Annotated in this window: 10 protein-coding genes; 3 read left to right on the plus strand and 7 right to left on the minus strand. The window is 72.9% G+C overall.

Annotated elements, in window-relative coordinates; translation table 11 throughout:
• Positions 1 to 102: 102 nt before the first annotated feature.
• From ACWCXH_RS09285 to ACWCXH_RS09310, 6 genes are all read right to left on the minus strand, one after another.
• Entirely contained in the window at positions 103 to 906 is an 804-nt protein-coding gene (locus tag ACWCXH_RS09285; RefSeq protein ID WP_449800738.1) for an exodeoxyribonuclease III, read from the minus strand.
• A 217-nt stretch (positions 907 to 1,123) separates the two neighbouring features.
• Positions 1,124 to 2,911: a gamma-glutamyltransferase gene (ggt, locus tag ACWCXH_RS09290; RefSeq protein WP_449800739.1), complete on the minus strand. Its 1,788-nt coding sequence runs from the start codon at positions 2,909 to 2,911 to the stop codon at positions 1,124 to 1,126.
• Positions 2,912 to 3,123: 212 nt separating this feature from the next.
• A complete protein-coding gene (locus ACWCXH_RS09295) occupies positions 3,124 to 4,230 on the minus strand; it encodes an ROK family glucokinase (RefSeq protein ID WP_449800740.1) in 1,107 nt (368 codons plus the stop codon).
• Positions 4,227 to 5,057, minus strand: a complete 831-nt coding sequence (locus tag ACWCXH_RS09300; protein ID WP_449800741.1) for an ATP-binding cassette domain-containing protein — start codon at positions 5,055 to 5,057, stop codon at positions 4,227 to 4,229. Before ACWCXH_RS09300 ends, ACWCXH_RS09295 begins: the two co-directional genes overlap by 4 nt.
• A complete protein-coding gene (locus ACWCXH_RS09305; protein ID WP_449800742.1) occupies positions 5,054 to 6,097 on the minus strand; it encodes an ABC transporter permease in 1,044 nt (347 codons plus the stop codon). Before ACWCXH_RS09305 ends, ACWCXH_RS09300 begins: the two co-directional genes overlap by 4 nt.
• Positions 6,094 to 7,131 (minus strand): substrate-binding domain-containing protein, encoded by a 1,038-nt coding sequence (locus ACWCXH_RS09310; protein ID WP_449800743.1) that lies wholly within the window; start codon positions 7,129 to 7,131, stop codon positions 6,094 to 6,096. Before ACWCXH_RS09310 ends, ACWCXH_RS09305 begins: the two co-directional genes overlap by 4 nt.
• 309 nt (positions 7,132 to 7,440) lie before the next feature.
• On the opposite strand from ACWCXH_RS09310, the gene ACWCXH_RS09315 reads away from it, so the two are divergent.
• Positions 7,441 to 8,571: an alpha/beta hydrolase gene (locus tag ACWCXH_RS09315; protein WP_449800744.1), complete on the plus strand. Its 1,131-nt coding sequence runs from the start codon at positions 7,441 to 7,443 to the stop codon at positions 8,569 to 8,571.
• Positions 8,572 to 8,658: 87 nt separating this feature from the next.
• Here ACWCXH_RS09315 and ACWCXH_RS09320 read toward each other — a convergent pair whose 3' ends face one another.
• A complete protein-coding gene (locus tag ACWCXH_RS09320) occupies positions 8,659 to 10,257 on the minus strand; it encodes a PucR family transcriptional regulator (RefSeq protein ID WP_449800745.1) in 1,599 nt (532 codons plus the stop codon).
• 427 nt (positions 10,258 to 10,684) lie between these two features.
• Here ACWCXH_RS09320 and ACWCXH_RS09325 point away from each other — a divergent pair, with 427 nt between their 5' ends.
• Entirely contained in the window at positions 10,685 to 11,572 is an 888-nt protein-coding gene (locus ACWCXH_RS09325) for an FAD binding domain-containing protein (protein WP_449800746.1), read from the plus strand.
• A complete protein-coding gene (locus ACWCXH_RS09330) occupies positions 11,569 to 12,060 on the plus strand; it encodes a (2Fe-2S)-binding protein (RefSeq protein ID WP_449800747.1) in 492 nt (163 codons plus the stop codon). The genes ACWCXH_RS09325 and ACWCXH_RS09330 overlap by 4 nt, the downstream gene beginning before the upstream one ends.
• Positions 12,061 to 12,083 lie beyond the last annotated feature (23 nt).

A 12,083-nucleotide genomic window follows, 5' to 3' on the forward strand; every position in this document is an offset into this window, starting at 1 on the left:
ACTGCACCCGGTCACTCACCGACGGTAGGCAGGCTTCCGGCGCCCGGCCACCGCTGGCGTCCGATCGAGCGACAGTCCGTCGCGCAGGGCGACTTCCGTGACTCAGAGGTCGAGGTCGACGACCACCGGGGCGTGGTCCGACGTGCCCTTTCCCTTGCGGGCCTCGCGGTCGACGTAGCTGTCGGTGACGGCGTCGGCGAAGGGCTTGTTGGCGTAGGTGAGGTCGATGCGCATGCCCCGGTTCTTCGGGAAGGCCAGCTGGCGGTAGTCCCAGTAGGTGTAGGGGCGGTCGTACTTGAGCGGGCGGGGCACGACGTCGTGCAGGCCGACCTCGCCGAGGGAATCCAGCGCGGCCCGCTCGGCCGGGGTGACGTGGGTGAGGCCCTCGAAGGCGGCGGCGTCGAAGACGTCCTCGTCGGTGGGGGCGATGTTGAAGTCCCCGAGGACGGCGAAGGGGCGCGGACCGGCGGCGTCCTCCGCGGAGGCCTTGCGCAGGGCCTCCAGCCACTCCAGCTTGTAGCGGTAGTGGGCGTGGCCGACCTCGCGCCCGTTGGGCACGTAGACGGACCAGACCCGGACGGGGCCGCAGGTGGCGGCGATGGCGCGGGGTTCGACGTCGGGCAGCAGGGCGTCGTCGGCGAGGTAGCCGGGCTGGCCGGGCAGGCCGCGCACGACGTCGTCGAGGCCGAGCCGGGAGACGATCGCGACGCCGTTCCACCGGCCGGTGCCGTGGGCCGCCGTCTCGTAGCCGAGTGCGCGGACGTCCTCGTACGGGAAGGCGTCGGCCGCGCACTTGAGCTCCTGGAGGCAGAGCACGTCGGGCTTGGCGCTCTCCAGCCACTCCAGGAGCTTGGGCAGCCGCGCGGTGACGGAGTTGATGTTCCAGGTGGCGATGCGGACGGTCACGGCGGGCGGCCTTCCCGGGTCGTACGGACGGTCGGACGGAGTGGACGCCCCCGGAGGCGAGCCCCGGGGACACCCACCCCGAACATACCGCCCGCCGCCGACAGGCCCGGCCGACGGCGGCCGACAGATGACAGGCAACAGGCAACAGGCAACAGGCAACAGATGACAGATTTCGAAATCTGTCATCTGTCAATGGTCGCCCGTCGGCCGCCGCCCGTCAGCCCGCCGGCCGAACCACCGCGGCCGCGCCGCCGCCGCGCCGCACGGGTTCGGCGGCGGCCACCCAGCGCCCGTCCGGCAGCCGCTCGACACCGGTGGCAGCGCCGATCTCGTCGACCGGGCTGAAGCTGTGCCCGAGCGCCTCCAGCGCCGACCGCTCGGACAGCGCGAGGAAGCCCGGCTCCGCCTGGGTGGCGGCGGCGTTGCGCTGGCTGGCGCGCGGCGCGGCGATGGCCTGCTCCAGGCTCAGGCCGCGGTCGAGGCGGCCGAGGAGCACCTGCAGGGTGGTGGTGATGATGGTCGCCCCGCCGGGGCTGCCGGTGGCGAGCAACGGCGCGCCGTCGCGCAGCACGATGGTGGGCGACATCGAGGAGCGCGGGCGCTTGCCGGGCCCGGGCAGGTTGGGGTCGGGCACCCCGGCCGCGAGCGGGGCGAAGTCGAAGTCGGTCAGCTCGTTGTTGAGCAGGAAGCCGCGCCCGGGGACGGTGATGCCGCTGCCGCCGGTCTGCTCGATGGACAGGGTGTACGCGACGACGTCGCCCCAGCGGTCGGCCACGGTGAGGTGCGTGGTGTTCTGGCCCTCGTACGGCTCGGGGACGGCCTGGCCGCCGTCGGCGCAGGCGGCCGGGTCGTACGGGTCACCGGGGGCCAGCGGGCTGGTCAGGGCGTGGTCGGGGCTGATCAGGCAGGCCCGGGAGGCGGCGTAGTCGGGCGAGAGCAGTTCCTTCGTCGGGACGTCCGAGAAGCGCGCGTCGCCGACCCAGCGGTTGCGGTCGGCGAAGGCCACCCGGGAGGCCTCCAGGAAGTGGTGGTAGTACTGCGTGCTGCTGTAGCCGGAGACGTCGCCGTTCTCGAGGATGCCGAGGGCCTCGCCGACGGTGGTGCCGCCGGAGCTGGACGGGGCGATCGAGTAGACGTCGTAGTCCCGGTAGGCGACGTGGGTGGGGGCCTGGCGGCGGACCCGGTAGGAGGCGAGGTCGACGGTGTCGACCTCGCCGGGGCGGGCGTTGCGGCCGGAGGCGGGGTCGACCGGCGGGTGCTGGAGCGTGTTGACGACGTCCCGGCCGATGTCGCCCTGGTAGAACGCCTTGGTGCCCTCCTTGCCGAGCTGGCGGTAGGTGGCGGCGAGGTCGGGGTTGCGCAGGACGGAGCCGACCTCGGGGAGCTTGCCGCCGGGCAGGAAGAGCTTGGCGGTGGCCGGGAAGTCCTTGAAGCGGCCGTAGTTGTCCCCGGTCATGCCGCGGAAGGTGGCATTGACGACGAAACCGTCGTCGGCGATCCGCTCGGCCGGCTCCAGGTTCTCGGCGAGCGAGCGGGTGCCCCACTGCTTCAGCGCGTCGTCCCAGGTGGCCGCGGTGCCGGGGACGCCGACCGACAGGCCGCTGGTGACGGCGTCGGGGAAGGCGAGCGGCTTGCCGTCCTCCAGGAAGAGCCCGGCACCGGCGGTGCGGCCGGCGATCTCGCGGCCGTCGATGGTGTGCACGCGGCCGGTGGCGTGGTCGTAGTAGACGAAGTACCCGCCCCCGCCGATCCCTGACGAGTAGGGCTCGGTGACGCCGAGGGCCGCGGCGGCGGCGACGGCCGCGTCCACCGCGTTCCCACCCTTGCGCAGCACCTCGATCCCGGCGGCGGTGGCCTCCGCGGACACCGTGGACACGGCCCCGCCCCACCCGACGGCCTCCGGCACCTTCGACGGCGGAGCAGCCGCCCCGGCCGGACCGGCGGCGGACCACACCAGCGCACTCGCGAGCAACAACGGTGGCGCGAGACGGGTCAGAGCCCTCATCCCATTCCTCCTGAGTCGACGTCAACTCCGTTGTTTCACAGGAGGTGTGATCCCGACAACCATGCCGCATCACTACCAGTGGACAGTCTGCATGGCCGACCGGGGCAAGGGGGAGCGACTGACAGCCGACAACTTTCAGATGACAGAAGACGTTATCTGTCATCTGAAACCTGTCGGCTGGAAGTTGTCAGCCGTCCCCCGCCTCCTGCCCCCTACAGCGCACTGCGCTCGACCCGGCGGCGCTTGATCGTGCGGAAGCGGCGGGCGACCTGGCGGGCGAGGTCGGCGGCGCCGACCAGGCCGGCCTCGTTGCCGAGGGCCGCGTGGACGATGGTGGCCTCGGGGCGGAAGCCGCGGCCGGTGAGGGTGCGGCGGAAGGTGTCCCGGGCGGGACCGAGCAGGAGGTCGCCGGCCTCGGAGACGCCACCGCCGATGACGAAGCGCCCCGGGTCGAGGGCGGCGGCCAGGTTGGCGATACCGACGCCCAGCCAGGTGCCGACCTCGTAGAGCAGCTCGGTCGCCGTCGGGTCGCCGGCCTGCGCGGCCTCGGTGACCAGCGGGCCCGTGATGCCCTCGACGGCGCCGCCGGCCCGGGCGAGCAGCGGCTGCACCACCGGCGACTCCTCGGCGACGAGCTCGCGCGCGTCGCGCACCAGCGCGTTGCCGGAGGAGTACTGCTCCCAGCAGCCGCGGTTGCCGCACGGGCAGCGGTGCCCGCCGGGCACCACCTGCATGTGCCCGAACTCGCCCGCGAGCCCGTACTTGCCGCGGTCGACGTAGCCGTCGCGCACGACGGCCCCGCCGATGCCGGTGCCGAGGGTGAGCATCACCATGTGGTCCTCGCCGCGCCCGGCGCCGAAGCGCCACTCGGCCCAGGCCGCCGCGTTGGCATCGTTCTCGACGATCACCGGGAACCGCAGCCGCTCGCTGAGTACCTGCTGGAGGGGCTCGTTGCGCCAGTTGAGGTGGGGCGCGAAGAGCACCCTGGAGCGGTCGGCGTCCACCCAGCCGGCCGCGCCGATGCCGACGGCGTGGACGTCGTGCCGGTCGGCGAGCTCCAGCACCAGCTCGACGATGACGTCCTCGACGACCTTGGGGCTCTTGCTCTTGTGCGGGGTGTCGGTGCGCAGCTTCTCCAGCACCTTGCCCTCGCCGTCCACGACGCCCGCGACGACCTTGGTGCCGCCGATGTCGACGCCGATGGTGGGCAGCCGCAGTATCCCCGCGGGCAGGGCGCGGCGGCGGCGCTCGGCGCGCGGGCCGAGGCCGAGCAGGGTGGGCAGGACGGCCGGCCGGGTGCTGCCTTGGGGGCTGTTCACGGCTGCGGACGCTCCTCACGAGGTGTGGTGGTGTCAGGACGGGCCAGCTCGTGCGAGAGCTCGGCGAGCTCGGAGCCGCCGGCCATCTCGGTGGTGAGCTGTTCGAGGCCGATCTCGTCGCGCGGGTGGCTGCCGGCCGTCCGGCCGCGCTTGAGCAGGGTGAAGTGGTCCCCGACCAGGTGGGCGTGGTGCGGGTTGTGCGTGATCAGGACGACCCCGAGCCCGGCGTCGCGGGCCGCGGTGACGTACTTGAGCACGACGCCCGACTGCTTGACGCCGAGGGCGGCGGTGGGCTCGTCCAGGACGAGCACCTTGGCGCCGAAGTGGACGGCGCGGGCGATGGCCACGCACTGGCGCTGCCCGCCGGACAGGGTTCCGATGGGCCGGTCGACGTCGTGCAGGTCGATGCCCATCCGGGCGAGCGCCCCGCGGGTGGTGGCGCGCATGCCGTCGGCGTCCAGGCGCAGCCCACCCCAGCGGCGCAGCCCGCGCTCGGAGCCGAGGAAGAAGTTGCGCCAGACGGGCATCAGGGGGACGACGGCGAGGTCCTGGTAGACGGTGGCGATGCCGCGGTCGAGGGCCTGGCGCGGGGAGTCGAACCGGACCTCCTCGCCGCCGACGGTGTAGACGCCCTCGTCGTGCCGGTGCAGCCCCGCGATGATCTTGATCAGGGTGGACTTGCCGGCGCCGTTGTCGCCGAGCACGCAGCTGATCTCGCCGGCCCGCAGGGTCAGTGAGACGTCCTGCAGGGCGCGGACGGTGCCGTAGCTCTTGCCGACGGACTCAAGGGAGAGGAGCTCGCCCCTGGAAGGAAGGTCGGTGCTCATCGCGGCCCCCGCTCGGCCCGGCGCTTGACGAAGGCGTTCAGCAGGGCGGCGAGCAGCAGCATCGCGCCGAGGAAGAACTTGAACCAGTCCGGGTTCCACTGGGCGTACACGATGCCCTTGCTGGCCATGCCGAAGATCAGCGCGCCGAGCGCGGAGCCGGCCACCGAGCCGTAGCCGCCGGTGATCAGGCAGCCGCCGATGACGGCCGCGACGATGTAGATCAGCTCGTTGCCGACGCCCTCGCCGGACTGGACGGTGTCGAAGGAGAACAGCAGGTGCTGGCCGAGCACCCAGGCGCCGAAGCCGACGCCGAGGTAGAGCACGGTCTTGGTCCGGGCGACGGGCACGCCGACCGCGCGGGCCGCGGCGGCGTCGCCGCCGACGGCGAAGATCCAGTTGCCGAAGCGGGTGCGCAGCAGCACCCAGGTGCCGACGGCGAGCATGCCGAGCCACCACCACACGGTGGCCTTGACGGTCAGCCCGCCGACGGTGACCTCGGAGGCGAACAGCCAGCGGCAGGAGGCGAAGCCCTGCATGTCGGAGATCGGCTTGGTCGACACCGTGCCGGAGACGAGCTTGGTGACGCCGAGGTCGGCGCCGGTCAGCATCAGGAACGTGCCCAGCGTGACGATGAAGCTGGGCAGTTTGGTGCGGCCGAGCATCCAGCCGTTGAACCAGCCGATCGCGAGCGCGACGGCGAGCGAGACGACGACGCCGACCCAGGTGACGGCGGTGAACTGGTAGGAGACCATCGACGAGGTCAGCGCGGCGGTGGTGACCAGCACCCCGGCCGAGAGGTCGAACTCGCCGCCGATCATCAGCAGCGAGACCGGCACCGCCATGATCCCGATGGTGGACGCGGCGTAGAGCACGGTGCCCAGCGAGGAGACCCGTAGGAAGGGTTCGGCGACGGCCGCGAAGACCAGGAAGACGGCGGCGGCGGCGATCAGCGCGCCGAGCTCGGGGCGGGCGAGGAGGCGTCGCAGGGCCGCCGGACGGTCCTGGAGGAGCAGGTCCGGGGTGCTCGACGGGATGCTCAACGGGTCCCCCTCGCGACGTACTCGGCGAGGGCGTCCGCGTTGTCCTTGGTGAGGATCTGCGGGCCGGTCGCCACGGGCTTGCCGCCGCCGAGCATGTCGAGGTTGGAGCGGTGGAGCCAGAGCAGGTCGACGCCCTCGTAGCCCTGGAGGTAGGGCTGCTGGTCGACGGCGAAGCCGACGCTGCCGGACTTCAGCCCGGCGACGACCTGCGTGCCCAGGTCGAAGGTGTCGAGCTCGACCTGGCGGTGGGCGTCCTGGACGGCCTGCAGGCCGGTGGCGGCCATCGGGCCGGAGAGGGTGAGCACGGTGTCGATGGCCGGGTCCGCCTGGAGCTTGGCCGAGATCGCGGCCCGGGCGTCGGGCATGTTGACGCCGTCCACGTAGAGCACCTGGAAGGAGGCGCCGGCCGGTCCGGAGCCGGACTGGGCGCCGGAGCAGCGCTGCTCCTGGCCGACGTTGCCCTGCTCGTGGATGACGCACAGGACGGATCGGCGGCCGCGGGAGGCCAGCTCGGCGCCGGCGGCCTGGCCGGCGGTGGTCTCGTCCTGGCCGACGTGGGTGAGCGCGCCGAACTTCGCGGAGTACTCCTGGCCGGAGTTGACGGTGATCACGGGGATGCCGGCGGCCTTGGCCTTGGCGAGGACGCCGGCCATGGCGTCGCCCTTGGCGAGGGTGACGAGCAGGCCGTCGACCTTCTGGTCGATGGCGGCCTGGACGAGCTGGACCTGGTTCTGGGTCTGCGCGTCGTTGGAGTACAGGAAGGTGATGTTGTCCTTGGCGGCGGCCTGCTCGGCGCCCTTGCGCACGCTGTCCCAGAAGGCGTCGCCGGCTCCGGCGTGGGTCACCATGGCGACCTTCCAGCGCGGGGTGGTGACGGCGCTGGTGCCGGCGGCCGCGGCGTTGGCGCGGGCCTCCTCGGCGCGTCTGCCTCCGGTACTGCTGCAGCCGGCCACGGCGACCGCGACCGCGAGGGCGGCGAGGGCGGCGAGGGCGGGCCGGTACCGGCCGGACGGGCGAAAGCGGGTTGTGCTCATCCCATGATTCTCTCCGCACCCGTCGCGCGGGCTCGCACCGCCTCGCCCGACGGCGCGGGCCGCGCGGACGGTAAGGTGCCCCGGGGGACCTTCCTGAGCGTTGGCTGGACACCTCGTCCGGGGGACGGCCGTCCGGGTGGCACACTAGGCGCCGACCCGAAAGAGGAGCATCACAGGAACGTGATGTTCCTCTCAGGTTCCGCACAGATTCGGACGGCAACCGATCCACGGTTCACCGCCGTCCAAGGCCATGGAGTGCGTTCGGGCGAGTGGGGCCCGGGCGGCTTGCGATCCGGATAACGAGAACTGATGCAACTGACAGGTACGCCCTTCTTCATCCTCACGGTCGTCCTCGTGCCGGTGTCGATCGTGGTCGCACTGTTCTTCTGGGGCAAGGTGCGCGGGCCCGAACCGGTCAGGATCCTGTCGCGGCTGGTCATGATCGTTTTCTGTCAGATCACGGCCGTCCTGATGGTCTTCGTGATGGTGAACAACGCGAACCTGATCTACGGCAGCTGGGACGACCTGCTCGGCACCGGCGACCACGTCCGCGCGGTGCCCACCGTGGCCAAGGAGGACCCGGCGGGCGCGGCCAGGCCGGGCAGCGCGGACGGCAAGGCCCCGGCCAAGGTCCTCCAGCAGTTCGGCGGCGTGAACGACCCGGCGGTGCCCGGCGACGTCCAGAAGACCGAGCTCAAGGGCCAGGTGTCCGGTGTCGACGGCGAGGTGCTGGTCTGGACGCCGCCGCAGTACAACGACCCGGCGTACAAGGACAAGAAGTTCCCGGTCGTCGAGCTGATCCCGGGCTACCCGGGCTCGTCCTCCACCTGGTACGGCACCCTCAAGGTCTCCGAGCAGCTGAAGCCGCTCATGCAGCAGGGCAAGGTCGCCCCGTTCATCCTGGTCTCGCCGCGCACCCTGCTGCTCGGCAACCACCAGGACGCCGGCTGCACCGACATCCCCGGCAAGGTCAACGCCGACGCGTGGGTCACCCGGGACGTGCCGCAGATGGTCCTGGACAACTTCCGCGCCGACCCCTCCCCCGAGCGCTGGGCGATCGCCGGCTACTCGGCCGGCGCGCACTGCGCCGCCAAGCTCTCGCTGGCCCACCCGAACCGCTACCGCGTCGGCATCAGCCTCTCCGGCTACAACGACCCGGCCCAGGAGTCGGACTCCCTGGTCGGCAAGGACGCGAAGCTGCGCGATGCCAACAACCCGGTCAGCATCCTGAAGACCGCCCAGAACCCGCCGAAGGTCTCGCTGTTCATCAGCGGTGCCAAGGGCGACGGCTACGAGGACGCCCAGGCGCTGGCCGCCGCGGCCAAGGCCCCGACCACCGTCCAGGTGCAGGAGACCACCGGCCCGCACACCACCGACCTGTGGAAGCGGATGGTGCCGAACGTCTTCGAGTGGCTGACCGGGATCATCCCGGCGCAGTAGCCGCCCGTACGCCGACCGCCCGTACACCGCAGGGGCCCGCCGCGAGCATGCGCGGCGGGCCCTTTCGCACGTCGACCGGACGTGCCGTCAGGCCAGTTCGAGGGCCAGGTAGAAGTCCACCCGGTCCTCCAGGCGCGAGAGGTCCCGGCCCGTCAGCTCCTCGATGCGGCCGATCCGGTAGCGCAGCGTGTTGACGTGGACGTGCAGCTGCGCGGCGCAGCGCGTCCACGAGCCGTCGGAGCGCAGGAACGCCTCCAGGGTGCGCACCAGGTCCGCCTGGTGCTCGATGTCGTAGCCGATCACCTTGTCCAGCAGGCGGCTGCGGAACGCGCGGCGCACCTCGTCGGGGACGGCGGCCAGCAGGAGCACGTGCGAGGCGAGCTCCTCGGGGCCGGCCACGCAGACCCGGCCGACCCGGGCGGCGGCGATCCGGCGGGCGTGCCGGGCCTCCTCCAGGGCGCCGCGCAGGCCGCCGGCCTCGGAGGCGGGGGCGGAGACGCCGAGGGTGATGCGGCCCTCCGAGCCGAGGCCGGCCTCCAGCGGGGCGAGCAGCCCGCGCAGGGTGTCGGCGGGCACGGCGGTCTCCAGCGCGGGCATCACGACGACCGCGCCGGTGCCGGCCCCGGCGACCAGCGCGCGGTCGGTGGTGCCGCCGAGCGCCTCCTCCAGGACGGCCCGCACCGCGCCCTCGGGCAGGCCGGTGCCGTCGGCGCTGAGCACCAGCCAGGAGCCCTCCGGGGCCTGCTGCTTGGGCTCGGCGCTCTCGTAGCGGGCGGCCATCGCCGAGGAGGCGTAGAGGGTGCGGCTGATCTCGGCCGGGTCGGCGTCGCGGCGCAGCCGGTCCAGCAGTTCGTCGGCGAGGCGCCGGCGCAGCCGGCGGCCCTCGTCGCGGCGCTGGCGCTCGGCGGCGACGAGGCGGGCGAGGTTCTCGGCGAGTTGCTGGCGCTTGGTGGTCCACTCGGTGACGTCGCCGGCCACGACGAGCACCCAGTCGGCGAGCGGCGCCTCGTGCTCGGCATCCGCGCCGGCCGGGGCGGGCAGCAGCGAGTAGGAGCCGGAGGCGAGGCGGGCCCGGTGCGGGGGGCGGCGGCGCTGGCGCTGGGCGGCGAGGTGGGCGCGCACCAGCTGGTCGCGGTCCTCGGCGGGCAGGCGCTCGGCGGGCCCGGCGATCACGGCGCCGGTCGGGGTGAGCACCCAGCAGTCGAGGTCGAGGTCCCCGCCGAGCAGGTCCAGGACGGCGTCGAGACCGCCGCCGCCGGCCGCCGAGACGAGCAGCCGGTGCCGGTCGACCAGGGCGGCGAGGTCGGCTGCGCGGTCGGCGGAGACCTGGCGGCCGACGAACTCGGTGACCGTCCCGAAGGCGATGTCGTCGGGGACGGCCAGCAGCGGCATCCGGTGCCGGCGGCACGCCTCGACGAGGTCCTCGGGCACCGGGCCGACCTCGGCCTCGCCGGCCGCGAGGGCGACGGCGCCGCCGGCCGCGATGGTGCGCACGAAGCGCTCGGAGTCGGCCGGGCCGGTGCGCCACAGCATGCCGGTGAGCACCAGCTCACCGCCGTGCAGGTAGCGGCCGGGGTCGTGCAGGTCCGTGGTCATGACACCGCTGACCTGCCGGTCCAGCTCCTCCTCGGCCGCGAGCAGGCGCAGTCGCGGGGCGCCGGGGGCGAGCAGGTCACGGACACGCATCCGCGGACTCCTAACGGGCTGGTCTGGTGGGGGTGGGGGGCTCGGGCGAGCTGTCGGGGGTGACAGTGTGCCCGAACATCCGTGCTTGGCGTTACGTCCGTCCGGGCGAGCGGGTCACGGGCCCGTAGCTCCCGAATCACGGCCGGATTACGGTCATAGGTAACGCCTGGTGAACAGCTGGACTGCGGCGTTGTCCTCCTTAGAGGAACGTACAGGATGCCGGCCGGGACCACAGCCGGGGCTTCATGCCATCGGTGACTGCCAGTGGGCCCGGTCACAGCGGTTCACTGGCCCCACGCCGCCGGACACAGCCCGGTGACCGGGATCCGACGCCGAGGCGACGACACGGTGGGCAAGGTCCCGGACACCGGGTTCCGGGCACCCAGCCCCACCCGTCCGGCCGGCGACGACTTGAGGAGACACCCGCATGGAGTTCCTTCGGCCCGCTACCTGGGACGAGGCACTCGCGGCGAAGGCCGAGTACCCGACCGCGCTGCCCATCTCGGGCGGCACGGACGTCATGGTCGAGATGAACTTCGACGTGCACCGGCCATCCGCGATTCTCGACCTGAACCGCATCACCGAGCTCACCGACTGGTCCAACGACGGCAGCGTCGTGCGGCTCGGCGCCTCGGTCCCCTACGCCCGGATCATCGACGAGCTGTCCGGACCGCTGCCGGGCCTCGCGCTCGCCGCGCACACCGTCGGCTCGCCGCAGATCCGCAACCGCGGCGGCGTCGGCGGCAACCTCGGCGGCGCCTCCCCGGCCGGCGACGCGCACCCGGCGCTGCTCGCGGCCGGCCGGGACGTGTTCGTCGAGGCGGCCTCGGTGCGCGGGACCCGGATGATCCCGATCGACGAGTTCTACGTCGGCGTGAAGCGCAACAGCCTGGCGGCCGACGAGCTCATCCGGGCCGTGCACATCCCGGTCGCGGACGGCCCCCAGCAGTTCTCGAAGATCGGCACCCGCAACGCGATGGTGATCGCGGTGTGCGCCTTCGGCTTCGCCCTCCACCCCAGGAACGGCACCGTCGGCACCGGCATCGGCTCGGCCGCCCCCACCCCGCGCCGCGCCGTCGAGGCCGAGGAGTACCTGCGGGGCGTGCTCGCCGAGCGCGGGCTCTGGGAGTCCGGCGACCTGCTGGGCGCCGAGGTGATCCAGCAGTTCGGCGAGCTGGTGAAGGCCGCGGCCTCGCCGATCGACGACGTGCGCGGCACCGCCGACTACCGGCGCCACTCGCTGGCCGTCATGGCCCGCCGCACCCTCACGTGGTGCTGGAACGACTACGGCAAGCAGATCAGGAGCGCGGCATGAGGGTCACTTTCACCGCCAACGGCAAGCCGGTCGAGGCCGACGACGTGTGGGAGGGCGAGAGCCTCCTGTACGTGCTGCGCGAGCGGGTCGGCCTCCCGGGTTCCAAGAACGCCTGCGAGCAGGGCGAGTGCGGCTCCTGCACGGTCTACCTGGACGGCGTGCCGGTCTGCTCCTGTCTGGTCGCCGCCGGCCAGGTGCAGGACCGCGAGGTGCGCACGGTCGAGGGCCTCGCCGAGGAGGACGGCGAACTCGGCCTCGTCCAGCAGGCGTTCATCGACGCCGGCGCCGTCCAGTGCGGCTTCTGCACCCCCGGGCTGCTGGTGCAGACCGACGCCCTGCTGGAGCGCGACGCGCAGCCCAGCGACAACGACATCCGCGAGGCGCTGTCGGGTAACCTGTGCCGCTGCACCGGCTACGAGAAGATCATGGACGCGGTGCGGCTGGCGTCCGCCCGCAAGTGCGCCGGGAAGGCCGGGTCGTCGAAATGAGCGAGCGAAGCGAGCGAATCACG

Source organism: Kitasatospora sp. NPDC001660 (assembly GCF_053596725.1).